Source organism: Acinetobacter sp. ANC 3813, assembly GCF_002135435.1.
Lineage (GTDB): Bacteria > Pseudomonadota > Gammaproteobacteria > Pseudomonadales > Moraxellaceae > Acinetobacter.
Map to the genome: position 1 here is coordinate 1 of NZ_NEGK01000018.1, position 15,278 is coordinate 15,278.

Below are 15,278 nucleotides of genomic sequence, written 5' to 3' on the forward strand. Positions count from 1 at the left end.
CCGCCCGCTCCAATGACCGCCACTCGGTTGCCTACAGATGCACCGCGCAGCACTTCAGCATAGGACAAAACTTGCGGCGCATCGCTTCCCGCTATTTTTAATTGGCGCGGGACAACGCCCGTAGCAACAACAACCTCTTCAAAACCTTCTCTTTCAAGCTGTTCACGGTTCGCTTTGGTATTTAATCGAAGCTCTACACCAGTTTTTTCAATTTGAACTTTAAAATAACGAATTGTTTCATGGAATTCTTCTTTGCCTGGAACCACTTTCGCCAAGTTGAATTGTCCGCCTACGTCATTACTGGCTTCAAAAAGTGTGACTTGATGGCCGCGGCTCGCCGCAACCGTTGCTGCCGACAAACCTGCTACACCGCCACCGATTACTGCCACACGCTTAGGTTTTACTGTTTTCAGATAAACCAGCTCAGTTTCAAAGGCTGCGCGCGGATTCACTAAGCAAGTGGCACGCTGATTTTTAAATGTATGATCCAAACACGCTTGGTTACAGGCAATACATGTATTAATTTCATCTACACGGTTGGTCGCGGTTTTATTCACCCAAAACGCATCAGCCAATAATGGACGCGCCATTTGCACCATATCCGCTTTGCCCGAAGCTAAAATTTCTTCTGCTGTTTCCGGCATATTAATACGGTTAGAGGCAATCACAGGAATAGATACCTGCTTTTTCACTTCTGCTGTGTAGTCTGCAAAAGCCGCCCGCGGCACTGAGGTCACAATGGTCGGAATGCGCGCTTCATGCCAGCCAATACCTGTATTCAATAGTGTCACACCCGCCTGTTCTAAGGCTTGCGCAACAGTAATAACTTCTGCCATGGTATTGCCGTCATGCACCAAATCCAGCATCGATAACCGGAAACAGATAATAAATTTTTCACCGACTTTGGCGCGGATGGCTTTGACAATTTCTACAGCAAAGCGCATACGGTTTTCAATTGCTCCGCCCCATTGATCAGTACGCTGGTTCACGTGACGGCTTAAAAATTGATTTAATAAATAGCCTTCAGAACCCATTATTTCTACGCCGTCATACCCTGCTTTTTTGGCTAGGCTGGCGCAATTTACATAATCATCAATAGTATCTAAAATTTGCTTTTCGCTGAGCTGACGCGGCTTAAATGGTGAAATAGGAGACTTAATCGGGCTGGCAGAAACCACAAATGGCTGATAGCCATAACGCCCTGCATGCAAAATCTGCATTAGAATTTTAGCGCCATGCTTATGCACGGCATGGGTAACTAAACGATGTGGGGCAATATCCCCCAAAGTATTCATGGTGCCGCCTGCTGGTAAAAGCCAGCCGGAACGGTTTGGCGAAATACCGCCCGTAATAATCAGGCCAACACCGCCTTTCGCACGCTCGCCGAAGTAAGCTGCCAGTTTAGGATAATTATAAAAACGGTCTTCTAGGCCTGTATGCATAGAACCCATCACGACACGGTTTTTAATCGTAGTAAAGCCAAGATGGAGCGGTTTTAAAATATTTGCATAGCTGGTTGTCATGATGAATCCTTTTATATCGGGCTTTGCAACTTGTTGCATACTACTTTAATATTTTTTTTGCTTTTGTTTATGGCATTTAAAAAAAAATATACGGTGAAACAGTCAATCCAGCTCAAATTTGGCTGCATACCTCTTTATATACAATGAAATATATTTATTTAGACAGTATGAAATAGCCTTCAGCCGCTTTTAATATTGAACAGCTTGGTTCGGACTCACAGCAAAATGCCAAAAAAGCCTAAACCTGCCACTGGGATTTTAAACTTTTCCACAGCGCTAAAGCACCTAATACCGTACCGATAGGAAAACTCAAAAGCATAAAAAGCGCCAAGACCCTAGACATAATCAGACCTTCATTTGCCCCTTTTTTAACTTTCAAACAGGCTACAATATTAAGCAAGATTAACGTGCCAACACCTAGACACGGTATGCTCAATGCTAAAATTTCCATCGTGCTTTGCTGAAACTCTAAATAAAGTACAACTGCCAATGCGCAGCTTAAAAGCCCTGCATAAATTCCATGGATTAAACTTAAAGTTTCGTTTCTGCCTTTTTGATGCGGGTATAATGGCGGCAAATTATGCTTCATCATAAATCCTCTCATTACACCGTTAAGAGTGTATTTCTATTCAAGTTCCTGCACACCCAGATGCAGCTTCCACCGAGAATAACACTCTATAAGCATTTATTAAATATAAAAAAAATGGTCTATAGATACCAATTTAGACTACTTTTCATCAGCGCATATCATACAAATTAGCGGCCGGCTCTCCAGAAAGCCTCGCTTGCTTGAATCGGATCATTTGTTTCTGCAAGCACATTAATCCAAACATCATATTGTGCAATGACCGCATGCTGACTCGGGTGAAAGTCCTTCTGGAACCATGAAAACAGCTGCTTTCTGTTTTTACCCAATATGCCCTTTAAACCAAACAGTTTTGGCACGCCTTGCACAAACATTTTCGCGCATTCTTTACGGCTATAACCTTCATGACGCAGCAAATAATGCGTCCGAAAGAGACTTGTTCCCATCATGTGTGCAGTTGCTATGGGTAAGGCAATTTTACGCATCCATTCGGGTACATCGCCAACTTCAGACATTACATCATAAGCTACATCACGATGTTCCATTCCCTCAAACATGCCAGTAAACTGCAAAAGCTATAAATCAGGGCTGTTTCAACACGTTAAGTTACAGACTAAAGTTGAATCCCAATGCTCATAACCGATTAAATTCGCACCTTTAATCTATTAATTTTTTTCAGTGCAATTTTTTTTTGAAAAAATTTAATGCTAAAAGTGCTACAATTAAAGAAATTTGTATTCTCTCGGGCCACCCACTCTAGGTGCCTATATTAATATCGTTAGGATTAACAATGTCTGATAATGCAACTATCTTGCAAAATGTCCCAGTAGGCAAAAAAGTTGGTATTGCCTTCTCTGGTGGTCTAGATACTTCAGCTGCTTTATTGTGGATGAAACAAAAAGGCGCTGAGCCTTATGCTTACACAGCAAACCTAGGTCAGCCTGATGAAGATGATTATGATGCGATTCCGCGTAAAGCTGAAGCTTACGGTGCTGTTAAAGCTCGTCTAGTGGACTGCCGTTTGCAGCTTGCATTAGAAGGTATTGCAGCGATTCAATGTGGCGCGTTCCACATCTCGACTGGCGGTGTTCCATACTTCAACACTACTCCGTTAGGCCGCGCAGTAACAGGTACTATGCTTGTTACAGCAATGAAAGAAGATGACGTTAACATTTGGGGTGACGGCTCTACTTATAAAGGCAACGACATTGAGCGTTTTTACCGCTACGGTCTTTTAACTAATCCTGCGCTTAAAATTTACAAGCCTTGGTTAGACCAAACTTTCATTGACGAGCTTGGCGGACGTGCAGAAATGTCACAGTTTCTGATCGACAATGGCTTTGACTACAAAATGTCAAAAGAAAAAGCGTATTCAACTGACTCAAACATGCTTGGTGCTACGCACGAAGCGAAAGATCTTGAATACCTTAATGCTGGTATCAAAATTGTTGATCCAATCATGGGCGTTGCGTTCTGGAAAGAAGACGTTAAAATCGCTCCTGAAGAAGTATCAATCACTTTCGAAGAAGGCTTCCCTGTTGCTATCAACGGTCAACGTATTGAAGATCCAGTAGAATTCATTCTTGAAGCAAACCGTATCGGCGGCCGTCATGGTCTAGGTATGTCGGACCAAATCGAAAACCGTATCATCGAAGCGAAATCTCGCGGTATCTATGAAGCTCCTGGTATGGCGCTTCTTCATATTGCTTATGAACGCCTTGTAACTGGTATTCATAACGAAGATACCATTGAACAATACCGTATCAACGGTTTACGTTTAGGCCGTCTTCTTTACCAAGGCCGCTGGTTTGATTCTCAAGCGCTTATGCTTCGTGAAACTGCTCAGCGCTGGGTTGCTAAAGCTGTAACTGGTACAGTTACTTTAGAGCTTCGCCGCGGCAATGATTACACAATCATGAACACTGAATCTGAAAACCTGACATACGAAGCTGAACGCTTGACTATGGAAAAAGGCGATTCAATGTTCTCTCCTATGGATCGTATCGGTCAATTGACTATGCGTAACCTAGACATCACAGATACCCGCGCGAAATTGGGCATCTATACTGGTGCAGGCTTGTTGGCTGTAGGTACAGGATCTGCTGTTCCTCAGCTGAAAGACAAAAACAAATAAGATTTGTTGAGCCAAAAAACCGCTCAAATGAGCGGTTTTTTTATATCTGAAATAAGCACTTTAAGCGCATTACATAAAACTAGGCCTAAAGCTTAAGCCACTTGTGCAGAACGGATGGATTGATAATAAATTTGGTTGCGGCCTAATTGTTTAGCACGGTACAGCGCTTGGTCTGCAATAGACAATAGGTCTTCTTTGGCTAAGTCCTCACCTCGGAATACAGTAATGCCGAGACTGATGGTGACATGATTAGACACCAACGACTTAGCATGCGGAATTTCCAAACGGTCAATCGCCTTATAAATATTGGAGGCTACCGCATAAGCGCCATGCGCATCGGTTTCTGGCAGCAGTACAACAAATTCTTCACCGCCATAGCGCGCAACAAAATCCATATGGCGGATGGCATTTTTAATGCTTTTGGCAATCGAGGAGATCACCTCATCCCCCTTTTGATGTCCATAAAAATCGTTATAGTTTTTAAAATGGTCCACATCAATAAATAGAATAGACAGCGCGCTTTCGTCCCGCTTGGCCTGTTCATAACAGGTATCCAGCATCTCATCAAATGTACGGCGGTTTGAGATTTTAGTCAGTTCATCATGCTGGCTTAAATGAAGCAGTTCTGTGGTATGTATGCGGTGGATTTTTTCACTGATTTCCGCGCGCAGCATACTCAGAAAAATCATCCGTTCACGCGCGCAGAGCATTTTACTGATGGCAAAACCCAATACGCAGCTGCCGATGAGCACCCGCCCCATCACCATGGCATCAAATTTAATATACAGCGCAAAAAGCATGAGCAGCGTAACAATTGCCGCGGCCAGCCCAACCCACAGCATTTGCACGGGTTTAACCCCAGTTAAAATATAACCTAAAATGTAGATCATGCAGATGATCATCATTGCCTGATGCTTCAATGCTTCTGTATAAACAGTCATAGTCAGCCAAGACATTGAGATGACCGCCCAAAACACTACTGCCATAGCTGCATGCGGAAAATAGGGATTGAGCTTTGGGTGATGCGCAAAAACATACAGTGTAAATAAGCAGAGTGACCCATTCACTAAACCGGCTAAACAATGAATAAAATCATGCGGAAAAAAGGCTTTATCAATAATCCAGTAATCGCCTGGAATAATCAGCAAGGTGAGAATAAAGTAGATTAAAACCCCAACCCAAACATACTGATTGATGTTGTCGCGTGCGCGATCTAAATTTGAATTCCAGAACTGCGTTTCAAGTTTTTTTGGAAATACCTGTCCCACACGGCGGCTTTGGCGTGCAATCAATTGCTCTAACTTTTCTTTGTCATATTGCAATTTTGCAAGGTTATACTTGTATTCCATTGCCGATTTTTATGTAATTATTTTAGTGGTTTTAAAATAACATATTTTTTTTCGTTTTATTTATATCACCAAGACCATTTGTCTTTAAAACCCGTTACCATTTTCACACTTTTTGCATTATCATCTCTTTTATTTCCAAGTTTGAAGTCGCCTTGAACTCGATTACTATTCTTCAGCCAGACGACTGGCATGCTCACTTGCGTGATGGTTTAGCTCTAAAACGCACGGTTCCAGATTTAGCCAACCAATTTGCACGCGCAATTTGCATGCCGAATCTTGTTCCGCCTGTAAAAACTGTTGAAGAAGCAGTGGCCTACCGTGAACGCATCATGGCGCATGTACCTGAAGGCGTAAATTTCGATCCGCGTATGGTGCTGTATTTCACCAACAATACCGCGCCCAGCGAAGTGCTGAAGATTAAGCAGTCTGAGCATGTGAATGCCATTAAGCTTTACCCTGCCGGCGCGACAACGAATTCTGATAGCGGCGTAAGCGACATCAGCAAAGTCTACGGTGTGATTGAACAGCTGGAAGAACACCAAGTACCACTTTTGCTGCATGGTGAAGTCACACATAATCATGTCGATATTTTTGACCGCGAAAAGCGTTTCATAGACGAAGTGCTGTCTCCATTATTAAAACAGTTCCCTAAGCTAAAATTGGTTTTAGAACATATCACCACCAGCGAAGCGGCTCATTTTGTTTTAGAGCATGACCGCCATGTGGCGGCTACAATCACTCCGCAGCATTTACTGTTCAACCGCAACGATATGCTGGTTGGCGGTATAAAACCGCATTTCTACTGCCTGCCGATTTTAAAGCGTCAGACACACCAGCAAACTTTGCTTGAAGTGGCGACCAGTGGTAATCCTAAATTTTTCTTAGGGACAGACAGCGCCCCGCACTCAAAAAATGCTAAAGAAAATGCATGCGGCTGCGCAGGGTGCTATAGTGCCCCTAGCGCAATTGAGCTGTACGCTCAAGCATTTGATCAAGTCGGTAAAATTGACCGTCTAGAAGGTTTTGCTAGCCACTTTGGCGCAGACTTTTATGGTTTGCCGCGCAATACTTCGACGATTACTTTAGTCAAAGAAGATCAAGTGATTCCTGAAAGTTTAGACTATTTGGATGGTGAGAAAATTATTCCGCTGCATGCGGGTAAAACCATTCAATGGAGAAAAGTGTGACAGATGAAACTCTACCAGTCATTGGTCAGCGTTTCCGTGGATTCTTGCCTGTTGTTGTCGATGTAGAAACTGCAGGCTTCAATTCACAGACCGATGCATTACTGGAAATTGCAGCCATACCTATTGTGTATGACGCAGAGGGGAAATTTGTACCGGGTGAAGCGCACCACGCGCATATCAACCCATTTGAGGGTGCAAACTTAGACCGCAGATCATTGGATTTTATTGGTATTGATCCATTTAACCCGATGCGAATGGCTATGGCAGAAGATGAAAAAAGCGCGATGAAGCGTATTTTCAAATCAGTCAATGAAGTTCGTCGCCAGCAAGGCTGCACCCATGCTGTTTTGGTTGGCCACAATGCGCATTTTGATTTAGGTTTTGTGCAGGCAGCCATTGCCCGTACAAGCACCAAAAATCAAAACCCGTTTCATAGCTTCTCTGTCTTTGATACGGTGACCTTAAGTGCAGTAGTTTTTGGTCAGACTGTTTTAGCCAAATCCTGCATTCAAGCCGGCATAGACTTTGATGGTAAAGAAGCGCACTCTGCGCTGTACGATACGCAAAAAACGGCTGAGCTCTTTTGTTTTATATTAAATAAACTTGGTCCACATTTGTTAGATACCTTAAACGCTGACAAATAATACCCGCCCCATTGCCTTAAAATAATCAAGAGTGCTTCAGTTCAACACAGCATTCTATTTTAAAGTGCTTGGGGCTTATTTATGCTTATATTCTTAAAAAATAATTCAGAGCTTATGTAATCGTTTTTTTATATTTATTAGATCGTTTTTTCATATTGAAAATAATTCTCATTTATATTGATTATTGCATCAAACTTAATGATAATCGCTCGCATTACTATTTATTCCTGCCTTTAGAAAAATATGCGATTCAATTACTCTCCACTTACATGGGCTATCATTTCAGTTCTTAGCCCTATCGCATATGCCAATCAAACAGAAAGCACAATTGTGCCTGAAGTTAAACTGCACACAATTGTAGTTGAAGCGCGAAAGGCGGATGAAGTTGGAAAAACAACTTATGGCAAAGAAGATTTAGAAAAAACGCCTAATGGCTCAAAAACAATTACAGAATTCCTCAAAGTTAATCCAAACGTTCAGTTTAATTCCAAAGCACGCAGTGCCCTGCAGCAAGGTGAACTGAATGCTGCAGATATCAGCATTAATGGCGGCTTGCCATATGACAATAAATTCCTCATCAATGGAATGAGTATTAACAATAACATCAACCCTGCGAGTACTGCTGGAGGCAATACCCTGAATGAAATGATGGGAAGCAGTCAAAGTGTTACTGTTAATACTGATTTACTGTGCAATTTAACTATTTTAGACAGTAATGTCAGTGCTGAATATGGTGAATTTACCGGCGGTGTAGTTAGTGCTGAAACCTGCGCCCCACAAACTGAAATTGGCAAAATCCATGGCAGTATCAGCTATGACTACACTACAGATGACTGGGCAAAAATTGAGTTCCCATCTGAAGATGCTGAACAAAATTTTGAAGAATCTGCAAGTGAATCAAAACAGCCATTTTTTACTCGCCAAGGTGTCAGCGCTACGGCTTACGGCAGACTTTCCGAAACACTTGCTTTTAACAGCTTTGGCTCGTATCGACGTTCAGATATACCGCTTAAAACCAGTATTGATGTACCTAAGGAATATGAACAAAGCCGCGACTCTACCAATGCTGGTCTCGAATTTTTCTATACTCCTAACGCCAACACCGAACTTAAAGTCGGCACACAGTTTATGGAGTCTTCCGGAGACTATTACCTCGCTACAGCCAGCAACTCTCAAAGCATGCATAGCTCTGATAGTCAAAGTTTTTACGTCAATTTAAAAAATCGTCTTAAAACCGTCGATTTAGAACAGCAGCTGAATTACCAGACTCAAACAGCCAATCGAGAAAGCGCTAAAGACAATTTATCTTGGGCTAAATCATCCACTAAGAACTGGAAAGCAACAGGCAATCAAACTGAAGGCAGCTTCGGCAGTACAGAACAGCAAGAACAAAAACTTGAGTACAACATCAAGGCCCTTTTTGCCCCAATCGTTTCAAACCGTACTACACACACATTTAAAATGGGCGCAGGCTATGGACACTATAATGCCTATTGGGAACGTCCTGAAACGACTGGTATCTATTTCAATCAAGCAAAAAATATAGCTAATTTAAATTGCTATGCCAGCAATGGAGAACGTTATGATGCTTGTGATGAAGGAAATGGTACTGATGGCCAATATTTAAAAAGCCGCACCACATATTTAGCAAGTAAAATTGATGTACAGCAAGACCGCTGGCATGCCTTTTTACAAGATCAAATTCAATGGGATAAATACTTCATTGCAACGCTTGGCGTACGTACCGATTACGACAGCCTAACCAAAAACAATAATGTCGCGCCGCGTAGCAGCTTTACTCTCATGCCATTTGGTAATTCTGCTCTAAGCTTTACTACAGGATGGAACCGTTATTATGGTTTAAATTCTTTTTATAATGAGCTTCAAGATGGTAAAAACTTATTTACAAAAAGCGGCACAAGAGTAGGCGTTTCAGACTTGTGGACTGAAAAAGATATGACATCAATTTTTAGTTACCGTTCTCAATTAGATACACCATATACCGACGAAACCATGTTTGGTATTCAGACTGAATATGCAAATACTGCCTTAGCTTTAAAATGGCTAAACCGTGACAATAAGGATCAATTACGCCGAACAGAATCTGTGATTGATCCTGCTATTTCAGCAACTCGCTTTAGCTATACCTATGATAATGAAGGTACGTCAAATGCTGAGATCTATACTTTAAGCTTAAAAAATATTGAACCATTAAAGTTAAACGGCACTCATCATCAATTAAGCTTAAACGCTGATTACACTCAAACTGAGCGTAACTTTGAATCATACAGTTCAAGTGTATACACAGGCACACCGCAGATTTATTATGATGGAAAAATCATCAATGCTGAGGACAAGCCTGCTGAAGCGTTTAACACACCTTGGACCATTCGCTTAGGCTGGGATATCGTTTTTGATGCCCTTCCGTTGCAAATTAACAATTTCTTCAGCTACCAAGGAAAAGTTGATGCAATGAAAGAAACCTCAAAAGGTTATATCGATGAAAATGGCACTGAATATGACAAATATACGCCATACACCACTAAAAACAGTTTTTACTGGGATATCCGTTCCACATATACAATTTCCCATACGCAGCATACCAAAACCATTTTCGGGCTTACGATCAACAACGTGACCAACCGCAACAACTTTACAGTAGACTCAGGTGTGGTGAGCCCGCAAATCGGCCGTCAATTTATTGCAGATGTCACATTTAAGTTTTAATAAAATCCCAATCAAGAGCGCTCAGCGCTCTTGATTGATTTAGGCCAAACATATTAAGGCTTACAGCCTGTTGTGTTTTCGCTATAATAAGCCTGCTTTTATTCAGCTTATTCAATGGTTATGCTTAAAAATATCTTGCTGGTTTTACTTATTCTTTTACCTGCTGCACTCTATATTTATATGGTCAGCCGTGATGATGGCACTGCTTCTACTACACCAAATCAGCATGCCACTGAACAGCAATCTCCTGCTAAGCCCTGAATAATCAGACAAATTTTTATATCTATTTTACGGATAGTAAAATGTAAATGATAAGAAAAAATCGATTTATGTGATTTTTCACATGATGAACCGATAAAATATATTTTCATAATATTTAATCCTTAATTTATGCAATCTCCCGCTCAGCCTTCGCAGCAATCGCCTGCGGAATGGAATTCCTTGTCTTTAAAACGTGCAATGACCACGCGTCATTTAATTATGCTCTCTTTAGGCGGTGCTATTGGTACTGGCCTGTTCATGGGATCTGGCGAAGTAATTTCCCAAGCAGGCCCCTTAGGCGCAGTTCTAGCCTATATCATCGGCGGCCTAATTGCCTATATGGTGATGCTTTGTCTTGGAGAGCTCGCAGTGCATCTGCCAGTCTCTGGGTCTTTCGGCGCGTTTGCCACCAACTATATAGGTCCCGGTACAGGCTATATGGTGTCATGGATGTACTGGCTAGGCTGGTCTGCCACTTTAGGCACAGAATTCACTGCAGCTGCAATACTGGTTCAGGAATGGTTCCCACAAACCTCAATTTGGCTTTGGACTCTCATTTTTGCTGCAGGTGTCCTGCTCTCTAATCTGAGTTCTACCCGAACATTTGCAGAATCTGAATTTTGGCTGTCTCTAATTAAAGTCGCTACAGTTCTGGTATTTATTGCCCTTGGCTTCGCCTGCATTTTTGGCTTCATTCCATTCAAAGGCTACACTTCTGCGCCGCTGTTCAGCAATTTGACTGAGCATGGCTGGTTGCCCAATGGATTGTTCCCGCTATTTGCTACTCTGCTGATTGTGAACTTTGCCTTTAACGGTACAGAAATGATTGGCATTGCCGCGGGGGAAACCCAAAATCCTGAAAAAAATGTCCCCAAAGCGATTCATGCTGCCGTATGGCGTTTGATGATTTTCTTTGTCGGTACGATCATCGTCATCAGTTCGCTGCTCAGCTATACCGATGCAGGTTTAAATGTAGGCGGTCACGGCGGCCTCAGCAGCAGTCCATTCGTCTCTGTATTTAATTTAATGGGGCTTCCTTATGCAGAGGACATTATCCGTTTTGTGATTATCACCGCCCTGCTTTCAACGGCTAACTCAGGTTTATATGCGGCTTCACGCATGATGTGGGCATTGTCGGCTCAAAACCAGCTGCCTCGTGTTTTTTCTAAAGTCAGCAAATCAGGCGTTCCGGTCGTTGCGATTTGGGTCACGATGATTGGCGGTTTACCAGGCTTATTGTCTGAACAGTTTGGTGCCGATGTGATCTTTAAAAACCTGATGGGGGTGGCGGCCTTTACTATAGTCATTGTGTGGATGAGCATTTGCTGGAGCCAATTCAATTTCCGCCGCCAATGGCTAAAGTCAGGTCATACGCTGGCGGAATTAAAATTCCGCACACCTTGGTTCCCGCTTGTTCCCATTCTTGGTTTTGTCTGCTGTACGGCCACAGGCCTCAGTATGGCTGCAGACCCAGAAATGCTGTCTGGCTTTATTGGCTGCTTGCTGTTTATGGCTGCCTGCTATGCCAGCTATTATTGGTTATATCACAATAAACATTAAACACTGCTCCCCGCATTCACTGCAGGAAATTCAAATACACCTGAAAAATCGCATTTATTTTTCTTGTTTTGATACGATTTTGCAGGAGATCCAAAGCGCAGCAGTCCTGTTGCGCTTTGGAATGTAAAAGGTATTTGCAAATGCTTTTCTAGGCTGAATATTTTAATTTTTTGATTTCAGCTACAATCCATTTAAAATTAAGCATTAAAATATTTTGAGCTTTAAATTCCTTAACTTAAAGCAAATCTCTCATTTTTTAATCAATCAATTCAATATTTTAAAAATAATGCCTAATCCTGTTTGACAGTGTTTTTAAAAATCCCTAATATAGCCATCACCTCGCAACGTCCCTATCGTCTAGAGGCCTAGGACATCGCCCTTTCACGGCGGTAACCGGGGTTCGAATCCCCGTAGGGACGCCATATATTTTTATTATAATTCTTTTCCATAGATTATCATTTCATCAAATAATTAAATCTAGATTGCACTCTGGCTGTTTTACTCTACAATAGCCCGCTTCACTGTTTTTTTCTTATCAATTTTATGCACTCATCTCCGAATGATGCTTCGCATCAGGGCAATTCTGCGCCATTAAAACGCGCTATGAGTACTCGACATCTGGTCATGATTTCGCTTGGCGGCGCAATCGGTACCGGCTTATTTTTAGGGTCGGGTGAAGTCATTGCACAAACGGGGCCTGTTGGTGCCATTATTTCTTACTTTTTGGGCGGTATTATCGCCTATATGGTCATGCTGTGCTTAGGTGAGCTGGCGGTCCATATGCCTGAATCCGGCTCATTTGGCGCATATGCAACGCGCTATATTGGTCCAGGCACAGGCTATACCATGACGTGGCTATATTGGCTGACATGGTCTGTCACCTTAGGGACAGAATTCACTGCGGCGGCTTTGCTGATGCAGGAATGGTTCCCAGACAGCTCCATGTGGATGTGGACTTTAATTTTTGGCGCTTTCGTATTTAGCTTAAATATGATTTCAACCAAATGGTTTGCTGAATCTGAGTTTTGGCTCGCTTTGATTAAAGTCATCACTGTTGTTGCCTTTATTATTCTCGGTTTAATGGCTATTTTTGGCGTATTGGGTTACCGCGGCTATGAGTCGGCGCCGCTCTTCACCAATCTAACCGCGCAAGGCTGGTTCCCAGAAGGCCTATTTCCAATCTTCGCTACCATGCTGATTGTAAACTTTGCTTTTTCAGGAACTGAGTTGATTGGTGTAGCTGCCGGTGAAACCAAAGATCCTGCCAAAAACGTACCTAAAGCAATCAACACGGCTATTTTCCGCCTGCTGATTTTCTTTGTCGGTACCATTATCGTCGTGACTGCCTTACTGCCGCATCAAGAAGCAGGCTTAGCCGCTGAAGGGGTCAGCAGCAGCCCATTCGTAACAGTATTCCAGCATATCGGCATTCCGTATGCAGAAGACATTATCCGCTTTGTGATTATCACAGCATTGCTGTCTGCAGCCAACTCGGGCTTGTTCGCAGCCTCACGCATGATGTGGTCACTCTCGTATAAGAAACAGCTGCCTGCAGTGTTCTCTAAAGTAAATGCGCGCGGCATTCCTTATGTTGCAGTGATTGTCACCATGATAGGCGGCATGCCTGGCTTGCTGTCTGAACAGTTTGCGCCAGAAGCTATTTTTACCAATTTATTGGGTATTGCAGCCTTTACGATGGTCGTGGTTTGGATGAGCATCTGCCTCAGCCAATTTAATTTCCGCCGCCAGTGGTACAAAGATGGCCACACCAAAGCAGAACTCGGCTTTGCGGCGCCATTGTTCCCTATTGTGCCAATTTTAGGCTTTCTGTTCTGCTTCATTACATGCCTAAGCATGGTCTTTGATCCTGCGATGCGCATCAGCTTCTTTGGCTGCTTAGCGTTTATCGCGGCATGCTACATCAGCTATTATGCCTTTTATCACCATAAAAGCGAATCGCAGAAGTAGTCATCAATGACAATTTAGCAGCAAATTAGAGCAGCCTAGGCTGCTCTTTTTTTATTTATACTGAATGGAAAATAACAGATTTGCATTCTGAGAGCGGCTTATGAATATTGTTTTTATTCACGGGATGAATCAACAGCGCCAAACTGCACAATCTATAGAACAACATTGGCTAAACCTATTAGAGCAAGGCCTAAGCAATACACAGCAGCTGAATTTTTTGCCTTATTTAAAACAGCATTTCCGCATGCCTTTTTATGGTGATTTACTTTCGCGCCATCATTTGGAAAATACACTCAGCGCCAGCACCTTAATGCCTCAATCGTGGCCGCATTTCCCGTTTATCCATCCTGCAAAAATCGAAACCGAACCTGCAAAGCATCAAGAACATCAGCCTGAAAGCAACCCCCTGCCCGAAATGCAGATGAATGATGAGTATAGTTTTAGCCATGAGCTGCATACCTTGAGCGCGCTAAGTAAAGATTATGCTTTACGCGACTTTGCCTTGCTGATGAATTATTTTCCAAAACTGCATGCCACACTGCTGCACAAATTTTTAGTGGAAACTTATCTGTATTTATCCAATCCGCATTTTATCCGTACTGTGCATATGCGCATCCATGAACAATTACATACATCCAAACCCAATGTACTTGTGGCGCATTCTCTAGGTTCGGTCATTGCCTATCATTTCCTGCTGCTGCATCCAGAGCTGAATATTTCCAGTTTTATTACACTGGGTTCGCCCTTAGCTTTTCGTGTCATTCAAGGGCATTTGCCGCAGCCTATTCAACGCCCAACGTCCATTAAAGGGGATTGGATTAACTTTTATTCACATGATGATTTTCTAACCGCATTTCCACTGCAGAATGCGCCTTTTGATTTCAGCCCTGAAATTATCAATCATCAAATCCGCACCTCAATTGACCGTCCGCATGATATAGACGGTTATTTAAAACATCCTGAAGTGATTCAAGCCATCGTTAATACGTTTAAAAATCCAGCATAAACAATGTAATTTTCATACTTTCCGGTCAGATTGTTTGAAATTCATGCACTCAGCACCTAAAACTGAATTTATTTATAGAAATGCGTTTGACACCCCCCTATTTTCACCCTATTATACGCCCACCTCTGAAACGTCCCTATCGTCTAGAGGCCTAGGACATCGCCCTTTCACGGCGGTAACCGGGGTTCGAATCCCCGTAGGGACGCCAATTTTCAGAAGTAGATTTTATTAAGTCCCTATCGTCTAGAGGCCTAGGACATCGCCCTTTCACGGCGGTAACCGGGGTTCGAATCCCCGTAGGGACGCCATTACTTCAAGCTAAAAGTAGCGGTT

The 15,278-nt window shown here is 42.6% G+C and carries 12 protein-coding genes and 3 tRNA genes; 11 read left to right on the top strand and 4 right to left on the bottom strand.

The window, feature by feature from the left end; genetic code table 11:
• From B9T34_RS18120 to B9T34_RS18130, 3 genes are all read right to left on the bottom strand, one after another.
• The coding region (locus B9T34_RS18120) for an NADPH-dependent 2,4-dienoyl-CoA reductase (protein WP_086214530.1) at positions 1–1,523 on the bottom strand (1,523 nt) is incomplete at its 3' end.
• A 238-nt stretch (positions 1,524–1,761) separates the two neighbouring features.
• On the bottom strand, positions 1,762–2,115 hold the full coding sequence (locus B9T34_RS18125; RefSeq protein ID WP_086214531.1) for a hypothetical protein: 354 nt from the start codon (positions 2,113–2,115) through the stop codon (positions 1,762–1,764).
• 164 nt (positions 2,116–2,279) lie between these two features.
• Positions 2,280–2,666 (bottom strand): metal-dependent hydrolase, encoded by a 387-nt coding sequence (locus B9T34_RS18130; RefSeq protein ID WP_086214532.1) that lies wholly within the window; start codon positions 2,664–2,666, stop codon positions 2,280–2,282.
• A 233-nt stretch (positions 2,667–2,899) separates the two neighbouring features.
• On the opposite strand from B9T34_RS18130, the gene argG reads away from it, so the two are divergent.
• Entirely contained in the window at positions 2,900–4,243 is a 1,344-nt protein-coding gene (gene argG / locus B9T34_RS18135) for an argininosuccinate synthase (RefSeq protein WP_086214533.1), read from the top strand.
• 92 nt (positions 4,244–4,335) lie between these two features.
• Here the strand turns inward: argG and B9T34_RS18140 are convergent, their stop codons facing one another.
• Positions 4,336–5,592 carry a GGDEF domain-containing protein gene (locus tag B9T34_RS18140; protein ID WP_086214534.1) on the bottom strand — a complete coding sequence of 419 codons (1,257 nt, stop codon included), beginning with the start codon at positions 5,590–5,592 and terminating at the stop codon, positions 4,336–4,338.
• Between the two features lie 152 nt (positions 5,593–5,744).
• Between B9T34_RS18140 and pyrC the strand changes: the two genes are divergently transcribed.
• The 10 genes from pyrC to B9T34_RS18185 all read left to right on the top strand — a co-directional run bounded on the left by pyrC (position 5,745) and on the right by B9T34_RS18185 (position 15,253).
• A complete protein-coding gene (gene pyrC, locus B9T34_RS18145; RefSeq protein WP_086214535.1) occupies positions 5,745–6,779 on the top strand; it encodes a dihydroorotase in 1,035 nt (344 codons plus the stop codon).
• Complete coding sequence (gene rnt, locus B9T34_RS18150) at positions 6,764–7,423, top strand: ribonuclease T (RefSeq protein ID WP_086214536.1); 660 nt, start codon at positions 6,764–6,766, stop codon at positions 7,421–7,423. The genes pyrC and rnt overlap by 16 nt, the downstream gene beginning before the upstream one ends.
• 243 nt (positions 7,424–7,666) lie before the next feature.
• Positions 7,667–10,150, top strand: coding sequence for a TonB-dependent receptor plug domain-containing protein (locus B9T34_RS18155; RefSeq protein WP_086214537.1), 2,484 nt, complete (start codon positions 7,667–7,669; stop codon positions 10,148–10,150).
• Positions 10,151–10,270: 120 nt separating this feature from the next.
• Positions 10,271–10,411 carry a hypothetical protein gene (locus tag B9T34_RS18915; protein WP_171265242.1) on the top strand — a complete coding sequence of 47 codons (141 nt, stop codon included), beginning with the start codon at positions 10,271–10,273 and terminating at the stop codon, positions 10,409–10,411.
• A gap of 129 nt (positions 10,412–10,540) precedes the next feature.
• Positions 10,541–11,971: an amino acid permease gene (locus tag B9T34_RS18160; protein WP_086214538.1), complete on the top strand. Its 1,431-nt coding sequence runs from the start codon at positions 10,541–10,543 to the stop codon at positions 11,969–11,971.
• Positions 11,972–12,317: 346 nt separating this feature from the next.
• Positions 12,318–12,393, top strand: a tRNA-Glu gene (locus B9T34_RS18165).
• Between the two features lie 121 nt (positions 12,394–12,514).
• Positions 12,515–13,939 carry an amino acid permease gene (locus tag B9T34_RS18170; RefSeq protein WP_086214539.1) on the top strand — a complete coding sequence of 475 codons (1,425 nt, stop codon included), beginning with the start codon at positions 12,515–12,517 and terminating at the stop codon, positions 13,937–13,939.
• A gap of 100 nt (positions 13,940–14,039) precedes the next feature.
• Positions 14,040–14,945 carry a hypothetical protein gene (locus tag B9T34_RS18175; RefSeq protein ID WP_086214540.1) on the top strand — a complete coding sequence of 302 codons (906 nt, stop codon included), beginning with the start codon at positions 14,040–14,042 and terminating at the stop codon, positions 14,943–14,945.
• 132 nt (positions 14,946–15,077) lie between these two features.
• A tRNA-Glu gene (locus tag B9T34_RS18180) sits at positions 15,078–15,153 on the top strand.
• A 24-nt stretch (positions 15,154–15,177) separates the two neighbouring features.
• Positions 15,178–15,253, top strand: a tRNA-Glu gene (locus B9T34_RS18185).
• Positions 15,254–15,278: the final 25 nt, after the last annotated feature.

Coding starts and splice junctions, on each gene's coding strand:
- B9T34_RS18170 (WP_086214539.1), top strand. CDS start 12,515: ATGCACTCATCTCCGAATGATGCTTCGCATCAGGGCAATTCTGCGCCA.
- rnt (WP_086214536.1), top strand. CDS start 6,764: ATGGAGAAAAGTGTGACAGATGAAACTCTACCAGTCATTGGTCAGCGT.
- B9T34_RS18175 (WP_086214540.1), top strand. CDS start 14,040: ATGAATATTGTTTTTATTCACGGGATGAATCAACAGCGCCAAACTGCA.
- B9T34_RS18130 (WP_086214532.1), bottom strand. CDS start 2,666: ATGTTTGAGGGAATGGAACATCGTGATGTAGCTTATGATGTAATGTCT.
- B9T34_RS18160 (WP_086214538.1), top strand. CDS start 10,541: ATGCAATCTCCCGCTCAGCCTTCGCAGCAATCGCCTGCGGAATGGAAT.
- B9T34_RS18915 (WP_171265242.1), top strand. CDS start 10,271: ATGCTTAAAAATATCTTGCTGGTTTTACTTATTCTTTTACCTGCTGCA.
- argG (WP_086214533.1), top strand. CDS start 2,900: ATGTCTGATAATGCAACTATCTTGCAAAATGTCCCAGTAGGCAAAAAA.
- B9T34_RS18155 (WP_086214537.1), top strand. CDS start 7,667: ATGCGATTCAATTACTCTCCACTTACATGGGCTATCATTTCAGTTCTT.
- B9T34_RS18125 (WP_086214531.1), bottom strand. CDS start 2,115: ATGATGAAGCATAATTTGCCGCCATTATACCCGCATCAAAAAGGCAGA.
- B9T34_RS18140 (WP_086214534.1), bottom strand. CDS start 5,592: ATGGAATACAAGTATAACCTTGCAAAATTGCAATATGACAAAGAAAAG.